The 19615-nt window shown below is 69.7% G+C and carries 17 protein-coding genes; 9 read left to right on the plus strand and 8 right to left on the minus strand.

Features of this window, described 5'->3' with window-relative positions:
- Nucleotides 1-1283: aldehyde dehydrogenase (locus ACOMD9_RS17865; RefSeq protein WP_421417333.1), on the plus strand; the 1283-nt coding region annotated here is incomplete at its 5' end.
- Between the two features lie 68 nt (nt 1284-1351).
- Here ACOMD9_RS17865 and aguA read toward each other — a convergent pair.
- The 3 genes from aguA to ACOMD9_RS17880 form a co-directional block, all read right to left on the minus strand.
- A complete protein-coding gene (gene aguA, locus ACOMD9_RS17870) occupies nt 1352-2464 on the minus strand; it encodes an agmatine deiminase (RefSeq protein ID WP_421417334.1) in 1113 nt (370 codons plus the stop codon).
- A 419-nt stretch (nt 2465-2883) separates the two neighbouring features.
- On the minus strand, nt 2884-3855 hold the full coding sequence (locus tag ACOMD9_RS17875) for a helix-turn-helix transcriptional regulator (RefSeq protein ID WP_421417403.1): 972 nt from the start codon (nt 3853-3855) through the stop codon (nt 2884-2886).
- A gap of 16 nt (nt 3856-3871) precedes the next feature.
- Nucleotides 3872-4321 carry a hypothetical protein gene (locus ACOMD9_RS17880; RefSeq protein ID WP_421417335.1) on the minus strand — a complete coding sequence of 150 codons (450 nt, stop codon included), beginning with the start codon at nt 4319-4321 and terminating at the stop codon, nt 3872-3874.
- A 251-nt stretch (nt 4322-4572) separates the two neighbouring features.
- On the opposite strand from ACOMD9_RS17880, the gene ACOMD9_RS17885 reads away from it, so the two are divergent.
- On the plus strand, nt 4573-4743 hold the full coding sequence (locus tag ACOMD9_RS17885; protein WP_421417336.1) for a DUF6435 family protein: 171 nt from the start codon (nt 4573-4575) through the stop codon (nt 4741-4743).
- A 12-nt stretch (nt 4744-4755) separates the two neighbouring features.
- Here the strand turns inward: ACOMD9_RS17885 and ACOMD9_RS17890 are convergent, their stop codons facing one another.
- Genes ACOMD9_RS17890 through gatC form a run of 4 tightly spaced genes read right to left on the minus strand, consistent with a single transcriptional unit; the run spans nt 4756 to nt 8633 of the window.
- Nucleotides 4756-5307 (minus strand): cupin domain-containing protein, encoded by a 552-nt coding sequence (locus ACOMD9_RS17890; RefSeq protein ID WP_421417337.1) that lies wholly within the window; start codon nt 5305-5307, stop codon nt 4756-4758.
- A gap of 42 nt (nt 5308-5349) precedes the next feature.
- Nucleotides 5350-6804, minus strand: a complete 1455-nt coding sequence (gene gatB / locus ACOMD9_RS17895) for an Asp-tRNA(Asn)/Glu-tRNA(Gln) amidotransferase subunit GatB (RefSeq protein ID WP_421417338.1) — start codon at nt 6802-6804, stop codon at nt 5350-5352.
- Complete coding sequence (gene gatA, locus ACOMD9_RS17900; RefSeq protein ID WP_421417339.1) at nt 6804-8294, minus strand: Asp-tRNA(Asn)/Glu-tRNA(Gln) amidotransferase subunit GatA; 1491 nt, start codon at nt 8292-8294, stop codon at nt 6804-6806. The genes gatB and gatA overlap by 1 nt, the downstream gene beginning before the upstream one ends.
- Nucleotides 8295-8345: 51 nt before the next feature.
- Nucleotides 8346-8633 (minus strand): Asp-tRNA(Asn)/Glu-tRNA(Gln) amidotransferase subunit GatC, encoded by a 288-nt coding sequence (gatC, locus tag ACOMD9_RS17905; RefSeq protein WP_421417340.1) that lies wholly within the window; start codon nt 8631-8633, stop codon nt 8346-8348.
- Nucleotides 8634-8814: 181 nt separating this feature from the next.
- On the opposite strand from gatC, the gene ACOMD9_RS17910 reads away from it, so the two are divergent.
- From ACOMD9_RS17910 to tldD, 7 genes are all read left to right on the plus strand, one after another.
- Nucleotides 8815-9852: a rod shape-determining protein gene (locus ACOMD9_RS17910; RefSeq protein ID WP_421417341.1), complete on the plus strand. Its 1038-nt coding sequence runs from the start codon at nt 8815-8817 to the stop codon at nt 9850-9852.
- A gap of 69 nt (nt 9853-9921) precedes the next feature.
- Nucleotides 9922-10806 carry a rod shape-determining protein MreC gene (gene mreC, locus ACOMD9_RS17915; protein WP_421417342.1) on the plus strand — a complete coding sequence of 295 codons (885 nt, stop codon included), beginning with the start codon at nt 9922-9924 and terminating at the stop codon, nt 10804-10806.
- Nucleotides 10806-11294, plus strand: coding sequence for a rod shape-determining protein MreD (mreD, locus tag ACOMD9_RS17920; RefSeq protein ID WP_421417343.1), 489 nt, complete (start codon nt 10806-10808; stop codon nt 11292-11294). Before mreC ends, mreD begins: the two co-directional genes overlap by 1 nt.
- Before the next feature lie 10 nt (nt 11295-11304).
- Nucleotides 11305-11919 carry a Maf family protein gene (locus ACOMD9_RS17925; protein WP_421417344.1) on the plus strand — a complete coding sequence of 205 codons (615 nt, stop codon included), beginning with the start codon at nt 11305-11307 and terminating at the stop codon, nt 11917-11919.
- A gap of 33 nt (nt 11920-11952) precedes the next feature.
- The gene (gene rng, locus ACOMD9_RS17930; protein WP_421417345.1) at nt 11953-13416 is read left to right on the plus strand and encodes a ribonuclease G; all 1464 of its coding nucleotides are present in this window, start codon (nt 11953-11955) and stop codon (nt 13414-13416) included.
- A gap of 4 nt (nt 13417-13420) precedes the next feature.
- A complete protein-coding gene (locus ACOMD9_RS17935) occupies nt 13421-17281 on the plus strand; it encodes a YhdP family protein (protein WP_421417346.1) in 3861 nt (1286 codons plus the stop codon).
- Nucleotides 17278-18732 carry a metalloprotease TldD gene (tldD, locus tag ACOMD9_RS17940; protein ID WP_421417347.1) on the plus strand — a complete coding sequence of 485 codons (1455 nt, stop codon included), beginning with the start codon at nt 17278-17280 and terminating at the stop codon, nt 18730-18732. Before ACOMD9_RS17935 ends, tldD begins: the two co-directional genes overlap by 4 nt.
- A gap of 343 nt (nt 18733-19075) precedes the next feature.
- Here tldD and yjgA read toward each other — a convergent pair whose 3' ends face one another.
- Entirely contained in the window at nt 19076-19606 is a 531-nt protein-coding gene (gene yjgA / locus ACOMD9_RS17945; RefSeq protein ID WP_421417348.1) for a ribosome biogenesis factor YjgA, read from the minus strand.
- Between the last annotated feature and the right edge of the window lie 9 nt (nt 19607-19615).

Consider the following 19615-nt stretch of genomic DNA (forward strand, 5'->3'; position numbering starts at 1 on the left):
TCGACGGCGGCGCCTGGTCGCGCCTGGCGCCGGGGCGTCGCAAGAAGGTGCTGCTGCGCCTGGCCGACCTGATGGAGGCCAACAAGCATGAGCTGGCGCTGCTCGATACCCTGGACATGGGCAAGCCGGTGGGCAGCTCGCTGGGCGACATGGCCGGGGCCATCGGCTGCATCCGTTACCAGGCCGAGTGCATCGACAAGCTCTACGGCGAGGTGGCGCCCACCGGCGAGGAGAGCCTGGCGCTGGTGCTGCGCGAGCCCCTGGGCGTGGTGGCCTCCATCGTGCCGTGGAACTTCCCGTTGATGATGACCGCCTGGAAGATCGCCCCGGCGCTGGCCGCCGGCAACAGCGTGATCCTCAAGCCCTCGGAGAAGTCGCCGCTCTCGGCGCTGCGCCTGGCGCAGCTGGCCAAGGAGGCGGGCCTGCCGCGGGGCGTCTTCCAGGTGCTGCCCGGCTTCGGCCACACCGTGGGAAAGGCGCTGGCGCTCTCCATGGAGGTCGACTGCCTGGCCTTCACCGGCTCCACCGGCACCGGCAAGCAGCTGATGCAGTACGCCGGGCAGTCCAACCTCAAGCGGCTCTACCTGGAGTGCGGCGGCAAGTCCCCCAATATCGTCTTCGCCGACTGCAGGGACCTGGACCGGGTGGCCAGGCGCGCCGCTGCGGCGATCTTCCACAACCAGGGCGAGGTGTGCATCGCCGGCTCCCGCCTGCTGGTGGAGAACTCGATCCGCGACGCCTTCGTCGAGAAGGTCCTCGAAGCCGCCGAGACCATGCAGCCCGGCGACCCCCTCGACCCGGCCAGCTTCATGGGCGCCATCGTCGACGAGGCCCAGCACCGGCGCATCCTGGACTATATCCGCCAGGGAGTGGAGGAGGGCGCCCGGCTGCGTGCCGGCGGCGCGGCCCTCGAGAGGGGCGGCTACTTCATTCCGCCGACCGTCTTCGACGGGGTGACGCCGCAGATGACCATCGGCCGCGAGGAGATCTTCGGTCCGGTGCTCGCGGTGTTCGGCTTCGACAGCGAGGAGGAGGCGGTGGCCATGGCCAACGACAGCGTGTATGGCCTGGCGGCGGGCCTGTGGAGCCAGGACATCGACCGCATCATGCGCGTGACACGCCGCCTCCACTCCGGCCAGGTGTTCGTCAACAACTGGGCCGGCGGCGACCAGACCATGCCCTTCGGCGGCGTCAAGCAGTCGGGCAACGGCCGCGACAAGTCGCACCACTCCCTGGAGGAGTATTCGGAGCTCAAGAGCGTCTGGATATCGCTGGCGACCTGATCCGGGGGAGCCTGAGCCGCACGACGACGCCGGCCCCCGGGCCGGCGTCGTCGTGCGGAGGCCTGTCGTCAGGGCCGTGGCTGCTGCTGGGTGATGCAGTGGATGTTGCCGCCACCCAGCAGGATCTCCCGGGCCGGCACGCCGATCACCCGCTTGTCGGGGAAGAGCCCCTGGAGGATCGCCTTGGCCGCGTCGTCAAGGGCGGGGTCGAGTAAGGGCATCACCACCACCGCATTGCCGATGTAGAAGTTGACGTAGGAGCCGGCCATGCGGTCGCCGGGGCGACGCGGGTGCGAGTGGCTGAGGCGGTCGATGCCGCTGGCCTCGTCCTCGGCGATATGCAGCGGGCCGGGCTGGGGCAGCTTGTGCACGGTGAGCGGGCGGCCCCGGGCGTCGGTGGCGGCCTCCAGCACGGCCAGGGCCTCCCGGGAGATGGCGGCCTGGGGGTCCGCGTCGTCGCCGCACCAGGTCAGGGCCACCTGACCCGGGGCGACGAAGCAGCAGAGGTTGTCCACATGGCCGTCGGTCTCGTCCAGGTGGCAGCCCCGGGGCAGCCAGATCACCTTCTCGATGCCCAGATAGTCGCGGAGCACCGTTTCCATCGCCTCGCGGCCCATCTCCGGGTTGCGGTTGGCGTTGAGCAGGCACTCCTCGGTGGTGATCAGGGTCCCCTCGCCGTCCACGTGGATGGCGCCGCCCTCCAGCACCACCGGCGCCGCGAAGCGCGGGATGCCCAGCATCTCGGCGATCTTGGTGCGGATGCGCCGGTCCTTGTCCCAGGGGAAGTAGAGCCCGCCCGCGAGGCCGCCCCAGGCATTGAACTCCCAGTCCACCATGGCCAGTCGGCCATCCGGGTGGGTCAGGAAGGTGGGGCCCATGTCGCGCATCCAGGCGTCGTTGCTGGAGAGCTCCACCACGCGGATAGGGGCGGGCAGCTGGTGGCGGGCGTTCTCGTACTGGTCGTCGTTGACGCCGACGAACACCGTCTCGCTCTCGGCGATGGCGCAGGCCACCTCGGCGAAGGCCTGCTGGGCCGGCTTGGCGCCATAGCGCCAGGTGTCGGGACGCTGTGGCCAGAGCATCCAGCAGGCGTCGTGGGGGGCGAACTCGGCGGGCATGGCGAAGCCCAGGGACCGGGGCGTGGCCGCGGCGGCGGCGTGTTCGATCATTGGCTGGTTCATGACGGGTCTCACAGGTGGCCGACCATCAGGAAGATGACGGCGGCGATGGTCGAGGCTAAGGTCTCGTCGAGGATGGCCACTACCCGATCCACGGTGCCGTAACGGCCGGGCGGGGTGAGCGGGGGGCGCTGTCGTTGTCATGGGGCAGCTCCTCTCTGGGTGTTTCGGGGTGACCGACAGGGCCAGCCTAGTCAGGGCGAGGGAGTCGCCGGTATATCCTGATTGGGGTATATCGGCCCACTCGGGGGGGCGTCTAAGGTGGTGACCATTGCGCAGCAAGCAACAAGCACCATTCACAAGGACAACGGAGGCTCCCATGGCGGTTTCCATCGACGGCCAGCGGCTCTGGTCGAACCATGATGGCCATGCTGGAGCGCGCCAACCGCAGCGCCGTCAGCTGACGGGCGATGCTGAGTAGTTCAACCGCTGCACTGGCGCGAGACCAGCGCCACGTGGTCGAGGAACAGCCGGAACAGCTGCGACTGGCTGGAGACCTCGAGGCGCTGGTAGATGTGCTTGCGGTGGACCTTGACGGTGCCGTCGCTGATCTCGAGTTCCCGGGCGGCCGACTTGGTGGAGTGGCCGGCCAGCAGCAGGCGCACGATCTCCTGCTCCCGGGTGGTGAGCACCCCGGCACCGAAGCTGGCGAAGGCGGCCTCCACCGGGGCCTGCGCCTCCAGGCGCTGCTGGAACTGCCCGCCCTGCCATTTCCAGTAGTCGACCAGCAGGGCCTCGATGACCGGCGAGACGTTGCGCAGCGCCTGCAGCGCCCGTCGCTTGAGCGGCATGTCTGTCCGGAAGCCCAGTGACACCACGATCACCACCTCTCCGGTCACCCGGGCGAAGAGCCCGACCTCGTCCACCAGCCCCAGGGCACGGTAGTAGTGGGCATAGTAGTCGCTCGACTCGAAACGGTCCGGTGCCAGCTCCCGCAGCCGGTGGGCGCCGCGGTCGAGGCCCTCGCGCACCGCGGTGAAGAAGGGGTCGAGGAGGTAGGCTTCGCTGAGATAGCGGTCGATTCCCTGTGCGCGATGCTCCGCGGGGTAGTCGTCGTGGATCAGCAGTGGCCGCTGGCGGCCGTGGTAGGTGTTGATCAGGATGGTGTCGAAGGGAACCAGCGCTCTCAGGGTCTGCTCCAGCCGGGTGGGGAGTTCCCGGGTGGCTGCCGCCTGGATCAGGCCGGCCAGGTGTCGGTGCCAGCCGGCACTGCCGCGGCCGGCAAGGAAGTCGCGGTCGAGGTCGCCGGTGGGCGGCGGGGTCGGTTTCATGGGCGGCTCGTGACGGGAGGCACTCGCCAGACGATACCTCACGGGATGGCGATGACCAAGGTGGCGTCCGGGCAGCGACAGCGGAAATGACAAGGCCGGCGCCATGGGCGCCGGCCTCGTCATCGGGGGCGGGGGGCGATCAGCCGCGGCCGCCGCCGGCACCACCGCCGCCGCCGGCACCACCGCCGCCGGCACCACCGCCGCCGGCACCACCGCCGCCGGCACCACCAGCGCCGCCGGCACCACCAGCGCCGCCGGCACCACCGGCGTTACCGCCGCCCATGCCGCCGTCAGCATTGTCGCCGGCCGAGTCACGGGCCTCTGTGCTGCGCCCGTCGCTGGCGGTGCCGCTGACGGCCTGGCCGTCGACGCCACCTTCGGTCACCGCCTCGCTGGCGGTGTCGAGGCCGAACCCGGCCTCCTCGGGAGCGTCTTCCCGTACGCCGTCCAGGCTCTCCTGGGCCTGCTGCGTGGCGGCGGGTTCACTCTCCTCCACGACAACTTCGTCGTCGCCGGCCTCCTGGGCCATCACGGCCAGAGGCAGCAGCCCGATGGCCAGGGCCAGGGGAATCAGGGTACGAATCTTCATGTCATGTCCTCCTTCGGGAAATGCACCGCGTCCGCTGCGATGGGCATGGGATATCGCCCTCGGCAACGCTCTCCCTTCGGAAACCTGCAGATGGCCTCTTGTCTTGTCTGTCGGGCCCTGAGACAAGGATGCGGCACCGACGCGGAACAGGCAAGTACCTCCTATGGATTATACTTATAATATGCATTCGTATAGGAATCGTATAAATATTGGCGTAACCTGTGGAGAGGTTCCCGGACAGGAGGCAGGACATGCTCGGACTCTTCAAGCGTGACCCGACGAAGAAGCTGCAGAAGGTCTACGAGCGCAAGCTCGAGCAGGCGATGCATGCCGCCCGCAACGGCGACATGCGCGCCAACGCCTCGCTCACCGAGGAGGCAGAGGCGCTGCGGGCGGAGATCGAGAAGCTCAAGAAGGGCTGACGCCGTGCGGTGTCAGAACGCCCGGGCCGGGGTGGCGCAGCTCACCAGGCGGCAGGGCTCGCTGCCCGGGTTGCGGAAGCGGTGGGGCACGTTGGTCTCGAAGTAGTACGCCTCGCCGGGGCCCAGCAGGCGGGACTCGGCGCCGATGGTGATCTCGATCTCGCCCTCCAGCACCACGCCGGCCTCCTCGCCCTGGTGGGCGATCATCTCGCGGCCGGTGTCGGCGCCGGGGGGGTAGGTCTCGATCATGAAGGCCAGCGCCCGGTCGCGGCGATCGGCGCCCACCAGCTTGTAGATGACGTCCCCCGATCCCACGTCGGCCAGGTCCTCGGCCGAATAGAACACCCGGCGACCGTTCTCCAGGTCCATGGTGAAGAAGTCCCCGACGCTCATGGGAATGGCGTCGAGGATCTTCTTCAGCGAGCTGACCGAGGGGCTGACCTTGCCCTGCTCGATCAGCGACAGGCTGGAGTGGGTCACCCCGCAGCGCTTGGCCAGCTCCCGCTGGGAGATGCCGCGCAGGGTACGCAGCGCGCGCAGCCGCGCGCCCACATCATCCGACATGCCGGCCTCCCTCTACCTTGGTGCCGCCCGTGCGCCCGGCCATCAGCAGAGCGCGTCCAGCTTCTGCTTGAGCAGGGCGTTGACCTGCTGGGGGTTGGCGGTGCCGCGGGAGGCCTTCATCACCTGGCCGACGAAGTAGCCGATCATCTTGCCGCGCTTGTCGGGCTCGGCGTCGCGGTACTGGGCCACCTGGGCGGGGCTGTCCGCGATCACCTGGTCGATCATCGCCTCGATGGCGCCGCTGTCGGTGACCTGCTTGAGGCCCTTGGCCTCGATCACCTCGTCGGCGGTCTGGCCCTGGCCGTTCCACAGCGCCTGGAACACCTGCTTGGCCGCCTTGCCGTTGATGGTGTCGTCCATCACCCGCGCGACCAGCCCGCCGAGCTGGGCGGCCGAGACCGGGCTGTCCTGGATCGGCAGGCCCTCGCGGTTGAGGGCGCCGGAGAGCTCGCCCTGCACCCAGTTGGCGGCCTGCTTGGCATCGCCGCAGGCCTCCTTGACCGCCTCGAAGTACTCGGCCATCTCGCGGCTGGCCGAGAGCACCCCGGCGTCGTAGGCGGAGAGGCCCAGCTCGCCCTCGAAGCGGGCGCGCTTGTCGGCGGGCAGCTCCGGCAGGTTGTCGCGCAGGTGATCGACGTAGGCCTGGTCGAGCACCACCGGCAGCAGGTCGGGGCAGGGGAAGTAGCGGTAGTCGTTGGCCTCCTCCTTGGTGCGCATGCTGCGGGTCTCGTCGCGCTCGGGATCGTACAGGCGAGTCTCCTGGACCACCTGGCCACCGTCCTCGAGGAGCTCCACCTGGCGCTCAACCTCGAAGGCGATGGCGCGCTCGACGAAGCGGAAGGAGTTGACGTTCTTGATCTCGGCGCGGGTGCCGAACTCGGCCTGGCCCGCCGGGCGCACCGAGACGTTGACGTCGCAGCGCATCGAGCCCTCGGCCATGTTGCCGTCGGAGATCCCCAGGTAGGTGACGATCGAGTGGATCGCCTTGAGGTAGGCGGCCGCCTCCTTGGCCGAGCGCATGTCCGGTTCGGAGACGATCTCCAGCAGCGGCGTGCCGGCCCGGTTGAGGTCGACCCCGGTCATGCCGTGGAAGTCCTCGTGGAGCGACTTGCCGGCATCCTCCTCGAGGTGGGCGTGATGGACCCGGACGCGCTTGGTGCTGCCGTCGTCCAGGGTGATCTCCACCTCGCCGGGGCCGACGATGGGGTGGTACATCTGGCTCGTCTGGTAGCCCTTGGGGAGGTCCGGGTAGAAGTAGTTCTTGCGGTCGAACACCGAGACCTCGGGGATCTCGGCGTGGATCGCCAGGCCGAACTGCACGGCCATGGCCACGGCAGCCTCGTTGAGCACCGGCAGTACCCCGGGCAGCCCCAGGTCGACGGCACAGGCCTGGGTATTGGGCTCGGCGCCAAAGGCGGTGGAGGCCCCGGAGAAGATCTTGGAGCGGGTGGCGAGCTGGACGTGGACTTCCAGTCCGATCACGGTTTCCCATTGCATCAGAGGGTCTCCTCGGCGATGGCCGGGCGGCGGCGGTGCCAGTCGGTGGCCTGCTGGAAGCGGTGGGCGACGTTGAGCAGGCGGGGCTCGGCGAAGTGGGTGCCCAGGATCTGCAGGCCCACGGGGCGGCCTTCCGCGGGGCGGCCGTCCGCGGGGCGCTTGCCCACGAAGCCCGCCGGCACGCTGATGCCGGGGATGCCGGCCAGGTTCACGGCGATGGTGTAGATGTCCTGCAGGTACATGGAGACCGGGTCCTTGTTGGCCCCCAGGTCGAAGGCCGGGGTCGGCGAGGTCGGCCCCATGAGCACGTCCACCTCCTCGAAGGCGTCGAGGAAGTCCTGGCGGATCAGGCGGCGGACCTGCTGGGCCTTCTTGTAGTAGGCGTCGAAGAAGCCCTCGGAGAGGGTGTGGGTGCCGATCAGGATGCGCCGCTTGACCTCCTCGCCGAAGCCCTCGGCGCGGGAGCGCTCGTAGAGGTCGATCAGGTCGCTGGGGTGGTCGCAGCGATGGCCGAAGCGCACCCCGTCGTAGCGCGACAGGTTCGAGGAGGCCTCCGCCGGGGCGATCACGTAGTAGGCCGGGATGGCGTAGTGGGTGTGCGGCAGGCTCACCTCGCGCACGCTGGCGCCCAGCGATTCGTACACCTTGACCGCCTCACGTACCGCGGCTTCCACCTCGGGGTCGAGGCCGTCGCCGAAGTATTCCCGCGGCAGGCCGATCTTCAGCCCGGTCAGGGGCGCCTCGAGCTCCGCGGTGTAGTCGGGTACGCCCCGGGCCACGCTGGTGGAGTCGCGCAGGTCATGGCCGGCGATGGCGCCCAGCAGCCGGGCGCAGTCCTCGGCGGTGCGGGCCATGGGGCCGGCCTGGTCGAGGCTGGAGGCGTAGGCGATGATGCCGTAGCGCGAGACCCGCCCATAGGTGGGCTTGAGGCCGGTGATGCCACAGAAGGCCGCCGGCTGGCGGATCGAGCCGCCGGTGTCGGTCCCCATGGCGGCGGGCACCAGGCCGGCGGCCACCGCGGCGGCACTGCCCCCGGAGGAGCCGCCGGGCACTGCCGAGGCGTCCCAGGGGTTCTTCACCGGCCCGTAGTGGCTGTTCTCGTTGGAGGAGCCCATGGCGAACTCGTCCATGTTGGTCTTGCCCAGGCTCACGGTGCCGGCGGCGGTGAGCTTCTCGACCACGGTGGCGTCGTAGGGGGCGACGAAGTTGTCGAGCATCCTCGAGCCGCAGCTGGTCCTGACACCGTTGGTGCAGAAGATGTCCTTGAGCGCCAGGGGCAGGCCGGTCAGCGGGCCGGCATTGCCGGCGGCGCGGGCGGCGTCGGCCTGGTCGGCGGCGTCGAGGGCCTGCTCGGCGGTCACGGTGATAAAGCTGTTGAGATCGCCGTCGAGGCGGTCGATGCGCGCGAGCAGGGCTTGGGTCAGCTCGCGGCTGGAGAACTCGCCGGCGTCGAGGCCGGCCGCGAGTTCGCTGAGTGTCTTGTCATGCATGAGGCCGTTGGCTCCCTGAAGGCTTGCCGTGAACGGAAGGTGCCGGATGGGTCATTCCACTACCCGGGGAACCAGGTACAGGCCCTTCTCGACTGCCGGGGCGCAACGCTGGAAGTCGTCGCGGCGGTTGGTCTCGGTGACCTCGTCGGCGCGCAGCCGCTGGGTGGCGTCCAGCGGGTGGGCGAGAGGGGCGACGCCCTCGGTGTCCAGGCTCTGCAGCTGGTCGACCATCGCCAGGATACGGCCCAGGTCGTCCACGTAACGGGCCGCCTCGTCGTCGTTCAGGCCGAGTCGGGCCAGCTGGGCGGCCCGCATCACCTCTGCGTGTTCAAGCGCCATGATCAGGATTCCTCGAACGGGGTGGGTCATGGAAATGACCGCAAAATGTACCACATCCGGCGTTCCGCTGGCAGGCCCGCGGGGTGCGCCATGCCACGGCCTTTCGCTTGCCGCTGGGGGGCCGCGGTGATACCGTTTGCATCCGCACAGGGTTCCCGGACTGCACTAGGTAACGACTTCCATGTTCAAACGCTTGAGGGGGCTGTTCTCCAGCGATCTGTCGATCGACCTGGGCACGGCCAATACGCTGATTTACGTGCGCGGTCGCGGTATCGTGCTCGATGAGCCGTCGGTCGTGGCGATACGCCAGTCCGGTAACATGCGCAGCGTCGCCGCGGTCGGTTCCGACGCCAAGCGCATGCTGGGCCGGACCCCCGGCAACATCACCGCCATCCGGCCGATGAAGGATGGCGTGATCGCCGACTTCACCGTGACCGAGCAGATGCTCCAGCACTTCATCCGCAAGGTCCATCAGAGCACCTTCCTGACACCGAGCCCGCGCGTGCTGGTCTGCGTGCCCTGCATGTCGACCCAGGTCGAGCGGCGCGCCATCAAGGAGTCGGCCGAAGGGGCCGGGGCCCGCGAGGTGTTCCTGATCGAGGAGCCCATGGCCGCGGCCATCGGGGCCGGCCTGCCCGTCGAGGAAGCCCAGGGCTCCATGGTGGTGGACATCGGCGGCGGCACCAGCGAGATCGCCATCATCTCGCTCAACGGCATCGTCTACTCGGAATCCATCCGCGTCGGCGGCGACCGCTTCGACGAGGCGATCACCGGCTACGTTCGTCGTCACTACGGCAGCCTGATCGGCGAGGCCACCGCCGAACGCATCAAGGAGGAGATCGGCTGCGCCTACCCGGGCGGCGAGCTGCGCGAGATCGACGTGCGCGGCCGCAACCTGGCGGAGGGCATTCCCCGCAGCTTCACCCTCAACTCCCACGAGATCCTCGATGCCCTGCAGGAGACCCTGGCCTCCATCGTCGCCGCGGTGAAGAACGCCCTGGAGCAGTCGCCCCCGGAACTGGCCTCCGATATCGCCGAGCGTGGCCTGGTGCTCACCGGCGGCGGGGCCCTGCTGCGGGACCTGGACAAGCTGATCGCCGAGGAGACCGGCCTGCCGGTGATCGTCGCCGAGGATCCGCTGACCTGCGTGGCACGGGGCGGCGGCAAGGCCCTGGAGATGATCGACCAGCATACCTTCGAACTGCTGTCCAGCGACTGACGCCGGGGCAACGCGGAGGGATTCTCTATCAAGCCGCTGTTTTCGCACGGACCGCTGCCCGTCTATCGCATGCTGCTGTGCGCACTGGCAGCGGCGGCGCTGATGTTCGTCGATACGCGCTTTACTCGCATGGAGAACGTCCGTGCCCAGCTCTCCACCCTGGTGGCGCCCATCCAGTGGGTGGTCAGCGTGCCCAGTGATGTCCTCAACTGGGGCTCGCTGGCGCTCTCCGACCAGCGGGCGCTGGTGGAAGAGAACCGCCGGCTCCGCGAGCAGATCCTGACGCTCTCCCACCGGGTGCAGCGCATGGCCAGCCTGACGGCCGAGAACGTGCGCCTGCGCGAGCTGCTGTCGGCGGCCGACCGGAACGACGTCCCCTTCATGACGGCCGCACTGCTGTCGCTGGATTCCGACCCCTTTTCCCACCAGATGGTGATCGATCGCGGGCGTCGCAACGGCGTCTACGTCGGTCAGCCGGTGATGGATGCCTCGGGTCTGGTCGGGCAGATCACCGCGGTGTCGGCCTACTCCAGCCGTGTCCTGCTGCTGGCCGACGCCAGCCACGCTCTGCCGGTCCAGGTCAATCGCAATGGCCTGCGCTTCATCGTCCAGGGCGCGGGACGCTACGACGCCTTGAGCGTGCTGCACGTCCCCGATACCGCCGACATCCGCGAGGGCGACCTGCTGGTCACCTCGGGCCTGGCCGGGCGCTTCCCCGCGGGTTATCCGGTGGCGCGGGTCGCCGAGGTGGTCCATGACCCGGGCCAGCCCTTCGCTCGGGTCACCGCCACCCCGGTGGCCCAGCTGCAGCGCTCTCGCCACTTCCTGCTGCTGTTCCCGCCGCCCCCCGCCCCGGTGCCGGGGGAGCAGGGCTGGGACCACGAGCTCTCCACCGAGGCGATGGAGGCGGCTCGCCGGCTGGTCGGTGCAGCCAGTGACGAGGAGGAGCCCTGATGGCCACGTCGTCGCCTGCCAGCCTGCTCTGGATCTGGCTCACCCTGCTGCTGGCGCTCTGCCTGCAGGTGATGCCGCTTGCCGATGGCTGGCAGATCTGGCGCCCGGACTGGCTGGGCCTGATGCTCATCTACTGGTGCATGAAGGCGCCGCTGAGAGTCGGCGTGGTGCACGGCTTCGTGCTGGGCATCCTGCTCGACCTGATCGAGGGGGTGACCCTGGGCCAGAATGCGCTGATCTTCTCGCTGCTGGCTTTCCTCTGTGCGCTGGTCTACCCGCGCTTCCGCGCCTATTCGCTGCTGCAGCAGGCGGTGCTGATCTTCGTCCTGCTCGGCACCGTACAACTCGCCGAGCAGTGGTTGCGCACCCTGCTGGGCCCCTTTTCCATTCACCTGTCGTTCCTGCTGCCCTCGCTGATCGGTGCCGTCTTGTGGCCCTGGCTGACCACGCTCTTCGAGGCCCTGGGACGTCGGATGGCCCGAGACTGATGGAGGCGCCATGACCGCACATCTCCGCCTTGCCTCGGCCTCGCCGCGGCGTCGCGAGCTGCTGGCCTCGATCGGCGTGCCCGTCGAGGTGTGCCCGGTGGACGTGGACGAGACGCCGCTGCCCGGCGAGTCGCCCGCCGACTACGTGACCCGCCTGGCACGGGCCAAGGCCCTGGCCGGAGCGCGTGACGCGACGCTGCCGACCCTCGGCTCGGATACCGCCGTGGTGCGCGACGGCGAGATCCTCGGCAAGCCCCGCGACCGGGAACACGCGGCTGCCATGCTGCGCTCGCTGTCGGGGCGCGACCACGAGGTACTCACCGCGGCGGCAGTGACAGGTCCCGAGGGGCTGCTCGAGGCCTGCGTCACGACAAGGGTGTTCCTGCGCGTGATCGGCGATGCCGAGATCGACGCCTACTGGGACACCGGCGAGCCCGCCGACAAGGCCGGTGGCTATGCCATCCAGGGACTGGCCGCGGTATTCGTCGCGCGCATCGAGGGCAGTCACTCGGCGGTGGTGGGGCTGCCGCTGTTCGAGACCGCCGCGCTGCTGGCGCGCCAGGGCGTGCCGCTCTGGTACCGGGGCGAGTCATCCGGGTCTATGTCGTCCGGGGCTATGTCATAATGTTCTCAAAGACCTCTGGACAAGGATTTCCGCATGAGCGGTGAAGTACTCATCAACCTGACGCCGATGGAAACCCGAGTAGCCGTGGTGGAGAACGGCGTACTGCAGGAGGCCTTCATCGAGCGCTCGCGACGCCGGGGCATCGTCGGCAACATCTACAAGGGCCGGGTGGTCCGCGTGCTGCCGGGCATGCAGGCGGCCTTCGTCGACATCGGCCTGGACCGGGCCGCCTTCATCCACGCCCACGAGGTGATGCCGCCGGGCACCCCGGCCGAGGAGCAGGTCTCCATCGGGGCGCTGCTCCACGAGGGGCAGGCGCTGGTGGTGCAGGTGACCAAGGATCCGATCGGCTCCAAGGGCGCCCGCTTGACCACCCACCTCTCGGTGCCCTCCCGCTACCTGGTCTACATGCCCGACTCGCCCCATCACGGCGTCTCCCAGCGCATCGAGGACGAGCGCGAGCGCGACAGGTTGCGTGGCATGCTGGAGGAGGCCCAGGCCGGACAGCAGCTGGAGGTCAGCGGTGGCTTCATCGTGCGCACCGCCGCCGAGGGGGTGGGAAGCGAGGAACTGGCCAGCGACATGCACTTCCTGCTGCGGCTGTGGCGCAAGGTGAGCGAGCGCAAGGTCACCGCATCGGCTCCCAGCGTGATCTACGATGACCTGCCGCTGTTCATGCGCACCCTGCGTGACGTGATGCGTGACGAGATCGAGAAGGTGCGCATCGACTCCCGCGAGAACCACGTCAAGCTGGTCGAGTTCGCCGAGGAGTTCATGCCCGATGCGGTGAAGCGCATCGAGCACTACGCCGGGGAGCGCCCGATCTTCGACCTCTACAGCGTCGAGGACGAGATCCAGAAGGCGCTGGGTCGCAAGGTGCAGCTCAAGTCGGGCGGCTACCTGGTCATCGATCCCACCGAGGCGATGACCACCATCGACGTCAACACCGGTGGCTACGTGGGGCATCGCAATCTCGAGGAGACCATCTTCAAGACCAACCTCGAGGCCGCCACTTCCATCGCCAGGCAGCTGCGGCTGCGCAACCTTGGCGGCATCATCATCATCGATTTCATCGACATGGAGGAGCCGGAGCACCAGCGCCAGGTGCTGCGGGTGCTGGAAAAGGCGCTGGAGCGGGATCACGCCAAGACCAAGTGCACCGGGGTGACCGAGCTCGGCCTGGTACAGCTGACCCGCAAACGAACCCGCGAGAGCCTCGAGCAGACCCTCTGCGAGCCCTGTGCCACCTGTCACGGGCGGGGTACCCTGAAGACCCCGGAGACCGTCTGCTACGAGATCTTCCGCGAGATCCTGCGCGAGGAGCGTGCCTACGGCCCCGAAACCTACATGGTGCTGGCCTCCCAGTCGGTGGTCGATCGGCTGCTCGACGAGGAATCGGCGGCGGTGGCCGACCTGGAAGCCTTCATCGGCAAGACCATCCGTTTCCAGGTCGAGATCCACTATTCCCAGGAGCAGTACGACATCGTGCTGATGTAAGCCCATGCCCCGGATTCGCCTGCTGTCGCGCTGGGTCCTGACGCTGGCGGCGTTGCTGCTGGCGCTGGTGGCGCTGTTGCTGGTCCTGCTGCGGCTGGCGCTCGGCCTGGCCGATGGGCTCACGCCGCGACTCGAGGCACTGCTCTCGGCACGCTTCGGCGCGGTGGTCCAGATCCGCGAGCTCGATACCCGGCTGGCCCGGCTCGATCCGATGCTCGAGCTCTCCGGGCTCACGGTACGCTCGCGGGAAGGGCTCGGGCACACCCCCCTGATCGAGGTCGAGGCCGGGCGCCTGCGACTGGATACCCTGGCCAGCCTGCGTGAAGGCGTGCCGGTGGTGGAAGATGCCCGCTTGCAGGGCGTGACGTTGCATCTCTACCAGGATGACCAGCGGCGCTGGCACTGGCCCGACCCGGCCCGACTCCCCCCCGAATTCAAGCCAGAGGTGGAGTTCGACCTGGACCGTCTCGATTTCTGGGTCGGGTTGCTTCTGCGCCAGCGCGCCTGGGTCGAGGATCTCCGCCTGGTGCTGCACGGCCAGGAGAAGCGCGAGGTACTGCGGGCGCCACGGCTGCTGATGACCGGGGACGCCCGCCACGCCCACCTGGAGGGCGAGGTGTGGCTCGAAGGGCAGGACGAGGGCCTCGCGGACGAGCTCGCCATGCAGGTGGCGCTGGAGATCTTCCCCGGGCCCACGGGGTTGCGCGATTTCAGCGCCGCCCTGCAGGCCGACATGAAGCTCGACAGCCTGCTGGGGCTGGTCGAGGTGCTGGGGCGCAACGATCCCTTGCGCCTCGAGACCGCCAGGGGGGATGCCAGGGTGTGGGGGCGTTGGCACCGGGGCCGGCTGGCCGATGCGCGCCTCGACCTGGATGTGCCGCTGCTGGCCATGAGTCACGACGACAGCGAGGGGGAGCTGCAAACCGTCGTGCTCGAGGATGTCGTGGCCCGGGGCCAGTGGTTGCGCGGCGACGACGGCTGGGAGGCCTGGCTGGAGGGCGATGCCGGCAGCGCCGACTGGGATGCGCCCGAGGCACTGGCCGAGGCGTCTGGCCCGGCCCTGCCGTCCTATTGGCATCTGCGTCGAACCGACCGGGGGTGGTGGCTCAATACCAGCGAGTTCGAACTGGGCTCGCTGGCCGCCTGGCGCGACCGGCTGCCGCTGCCCGAGGCGCTGTCCCGGGTGGTGGCCACCCTGGATCCCCGGGGACGGGTGGCCGGGCTCGGGCTGGGGCGCGACAACGGCCAGTGGCTGGCCCGGGCGGCGCTGCATGGGGTGGAGGTCTCCCCCTGGGAGCAAGCCCCCGGTGGCGGGCCCCTGGACATGTGGGTCGAGGCCCGGGACCTGAACGGCCGGGTGCGTTTCGCCGGCGGGGAGGGGGCCGAGCTCTACTTCCCCGAGATATTCGCCGCCCCCATGGCGCTCTCCCGCGCCAGCGGCGAGGTGCTCTGGTCCTATGACGGACCGCGCAGCTTCGTCAGCGGTCGCGACCTCAGGGTCACCTGGAACGGGGCCGAGGTGCAGGGCGGCTTTGGCCTCTCGGTGGGGGGCGGGCAGCGGGGCGGTTTCGGGCTGTCGCTCGGCTTCCAGGACGTGGATGCCCTCGATACGCCGCTGATCGACTGGCTGCCGGTGGGGATCCTGGGCGACGAGCTCCTCGACTGGCTGGGAGCGGGGGTGGCCGGCCGCGTGCCCGAGGGCTCGCTGCGCCTGCATGTGCCGCTGGCCGGAGGGGCGTCACGTGTCGAGCCCTCCTTCGGCCTGCAGCTTGCCATCGAGGAGGGCGTGTTGCCCTTCGCACCTGAGTGGCCCGCCCTGGAGCAGCTCGAGGGGCAGCTCACCCTCGAGGACACCACCCTCTCCGGGACGGTGGAGCGGGCATCCAGCCTGGGCGTCGAGGTTCGCGATGGCCGGGTCTCGCTGGTCGATGAACGCCTCCAGGTGGACGGTGCGCTCGAGGCCTCGGCCGAGTCGCTGCGTCGCTACCTGCTGGCGATGCCGGTGGAGGGCATCGAGGCGGTGGAGGCGTGGCAGGGTGAGGGCATGGTCGCCGGCCGGCTCGACCTGGCCCTGCCCCTCGGGGAGCCCGAGGCGCTGGCGCTCGATATCGACACCGAGGCGGCATTCGACCGGCTGGCGTACCGCCCGCTGGAGCTCGTCTTCGGCGACGTCGGCGGCCCCCTGGCGTGGCGCCAGCGCGGCGAGGAGGGGGGGCTCGAGGGACGGCTGGAGGGGCGCCTGCTCGGTGGCCCGGTGCGTGCCGAGATCGACACCCTGGCTGGCGGCCTCGACCTGGCCGGGACCGCCACGGCTGGTGGCCTGGCCCAATGGGCCGGGATGGCCGCGCTCGATGACCTGCTCGAGGGGCAGGCGCCCTGGCACGGCCGCCTGGCGATCGGCGAGCAGGCCAGCACCCTGGCCCTGTCGAGTTCGCTGGAGGGGCTGGGCATCGCCCTCCCGGCGCCACTGGGCAAGTCGCCGGCGCCGCCTCGGCCGTTGCGGCTCGATGCGGACCTGACCACCGGACGCTTCGAGGGCCGGCTTGGCGACCAGTTGCACCTGCGCTGGCGGGAACGGGACGGGTCCGAGGTCGGCCAGGGCCAGGTGTGGCTAGGCCGCCCCCCGGTCACGCCCTGGCCGGACAGCGACGGCTGGTGGGTGGAGGCCTACCAGCCACGCCTCGACCTGGCCGCCTGGGGCGGGGCGCTTGCGGCGCTGGATACCGATCGGACGGGTGACGGCGGGGGCGGCCTCGCCGCTTCCCTGGGCGGCATCGGGCTCGAGACCAGCTGCCTGGAACACCAGGGGCGTTGCCTGGGCTCGCTCTACCTCGACGCACGGCCCCAGCTCGGTGGCGGCTGGCGGGTGGCGCTCGACGGCAGCCTGGTCGAGGGACAGCTGGATTATCGGCCACAGCTCGCCGAGCCCCTGGATATCGCCCTGATGCGCCTCTCCCTCGACGGGTTGCTGCCCCAGGCCGGCCCCGCCGGTTCGCTGCTCGACGAGATCGCCATGCCCCCCGAGCCTGAGCCCCTGCCGGCGTGGGTGGGCGACCTGCCCCACGGCCGACTGCGTATCGCCGACATCGAACGTGAAGGGAGGCGCTTCGGCCCCCTCACGGCGCGCTGGCAGGCCACGCCGGAGCGCCTGACCGTGGCGCCGCTGGGGCTGACGCTGGGCGAGGTCTCGGCCCGAGGCGAACTGGTCTGGGAGGCTGCCGGGCCCGGCGACAGCCTGTCCCGGGCGCGGCTCGACCTGGATGGTCGAGACCTGGGCACCCTGCTGGAGCGGCTCGGCCAGCCGGTGTCGATCCGCAACCGCGAGACGCGGGTCTCGAGCCAGCTGGCCTGGCCGGGGGCGCCCTGGCAGTTCGCCCTCGAGCGTTCCCGCGGCAGCATCGAGGTGCTGCTGCGCGACGGTCGTTTCGTCAATATCGAGTCACCCTCGGCGCGGCTGGTGGGGCTGCTCAACGTCGACAACCTGCTGCGTCGCCTGAGGCTCGACTTCTCCGACGTCACCGGTCAGGGCACCGCCTTCGACAGTGTCACCGGCGCCGCGACCCTGTATGGTGGAATCCTGGAGACCCGCGGGCCGGTGGAGGTCGACGGGCCGGCCACCTTCTTCACCCTGGACGGCAGCGTGGACCTGGCGCGGCGGGAACTCGACCAGCGCCTGGGCGTCACAGTGCCGGTGAGCCGTAACCTGCCGCTGGCCGCCGTGATTGCCGGCGCACCGGTGGTCGGCGGCGCACTGTTCATCGCCGATCGGCTGTTCGGCGACGCCATCGACCGGGTGACCCGAATTCATTACCGAGTGCGGGGTCCCTGGACCTCGCCCCAGATATCCGTGGAAAGTGCCGAATGACATCACGCCATCATACCCTTCTCGAAGACGCCGCCGAGATCCTGCTCGCCCCGGGCGGGCTGGACCTCGATGCCCTGGACTCGGGCCTGGCAGATGCCCTGGGCCAGGGCATCGATTACGCGGATCTCTACTTCCAGCGCAGCTGGCACGAGGGCTGGGTGCTGGAGGACGGTGAGGTCAAGGAGGCCAGCTACAACATCGACGGCGGCGTCGGGGTGCGCTCCATGGCCGGCGAGAAGACCGGCTTCGCCTACTCCAACCAGATCACCCGCGAGGCCCTGGCCGAGACCGGCCGGACTGCGTCCGGCATCGTGCGCAGCGGCAGCCGGCTCGAGGTGGCGCCCCGCGTGGTGGTGGCCAGTGAGGGCCGCTATGGTGGGGTGGACCCGCTCTCGGGCCTGACCGCCGAGGACAAGATCGCCATGCTCAAGCTGGCCGACCGGCTGGCCCGGGGGGCCGATCCCGCCGTCAGCCAGGTCAGTGCCTCGCTCACCGGGGTGCACGAGGTCGTGCTGGTACGGGCCAGCGATGGCACCCTGGCGGCGGACATCCGCCCGCTGGTGCGCTTCAACGTCAGCGTGATCGCGGTGAGGAATGGCCGCCGCGAGCGCGGCAGTGCCGGTGGCGGCGGACGCTACTCCATGGCGCGGCTGCGCGACGACAACGTGGCCGAGCGCTTCGCCAGGGAGGCCGTGCGTCAGGCGCTGGTCAACCTCGAGGCGGTCGATGCCCCGGCCGGCCAGCTGCCGGTGGTGCTGGGCCCGGGCTGGCCGGGCATCCTGCTCCACGAGGCCGTGGGCCACGGCCTGGAGGGTGACTTCAACCGCAAGGGCAGCTCGGCCTTCGCCGGGCGGATGGGACAGCGGGTCGCCTCGCCGGGCGTGACGGTGGTCGATGATGCCACCCTGGCCGATCGTCGCGGCTCCATGAGCGTCGACGACGAGGGCACGCCGGGGCAGTACACGCCGCTGATCGAGGATGGCATCCTCACCGGCTACATGCAGGACAAGCTCAACGCCCGCCTGATGGGCATGGCGCCCACCGGCAACGCCCGCCGCGAGTCCTTCGCCCACCTGCCGATGCCGCGCATGACCAACACCTACATGCTGGCCGGCCAGGACGATCCCGCCGATATCCTCAGGAGCGTCAGGCGTGGGCTCTACGCGGTGAGCTTCGGTGGCGGCCAGGTGGACATCACCTCGGGCAAGTTCGTCTTCTCGGCGAGCGAGGCCTACCTGATCGAGGATGGGCGCATCACCGCCCCGGTGAAGGGGGCGACCCTGATCGGCAACGGCCCCGAGGCCATGGGTCGGGTGTCGATGATCGGCCACGACATGGAACTGGACACCGGGATCGGCGTCTGCGGCAAGGAGGGGCAGGGCGTGCCGGTAGGCGTGGGCCAGCCGACACTCAAGCTCGATGAGCTGACGGTCGGCGGCACCCAGTCCTAAGGCGCTGTAGTAGAGCCGCCGACGTCGGCGGTCCCTATGGGGTCAGACCCCGGCGGGGGTCGGCACGGCGGGAAAGGTGCACTATGCAGGCATGGCGACTTGGCTGGGGTCTGACCCCATAGGGGCCTTGTAGGAGCGAGGGGCGCCGGGGGCGGCCGAAGAGGAGGTCCGATTCCAGGGGTGAGGAGCATTGCTCCGAACGGGCTGGCCATGGATGGCCTGCACCGGTCCTGCAAGCGGAGCAGGATGCGAGAGCGAAGCAGGGAATCGGTAGCGTACAGGGAAGTATTCACAGCGCCTCCTCGCAGGCCTGCCGCCGGATCAGCCCCGAGCGGTGTGAGGCCTACAGCCCCGCCGTATCGCGGACCAGCTTGAACAGGCGGCGGGCATTGGTGGGCGGCTTGCCCTGCTCGCGCTCGCGACGGGCGTTGCGGATCAGCTGGCGCAGGGCCTGCCGGTCCACGTCCGGGTAGTCGGCGATGAAGGCCTCGACGGCGGCGTCGCCCTCCTCGAGGAGACGATCGCGCCACTTCTCGAGGCGATGGAAGGCGTGGTCGCGGCGGAGCTTCTCCTGCTCGATCTCGTCGTACACCGCCTGGATGGCCTCGAGGTTCTCGCGGCGCATGACCTTGCCCACGTACTGCATATGGCGCCGCCGGCCCTCGTGGGAGCGGATGCGCGAGGTCTCCTCCACGGCGGCCAGCATGTCGTCGGAGAGGGGGAAGCGGGCGCGCTCGGCGGGACTCATGGCGATGATCGCCTCGCCCAGCTGCTGCAGCGCATGCATCTCGCGCTTGAGCTGGGACTTGCTGACGGGCTCGTCATCCGACTGGGTGATCTGCGCGAGCAGCTCACGGGGAGATTCCTGGGACATGCCGCTTCC

This window comes from Halomonas terrestris, from assembly GCF_049166755.1.
In the GTDB taxonomy this organism is placed as follows: domain Bacteria; phylum Pseudomonadota; class Gammaproteobacteria; order Pseudomonadales; family Halomonadaceae; genus Halomonas.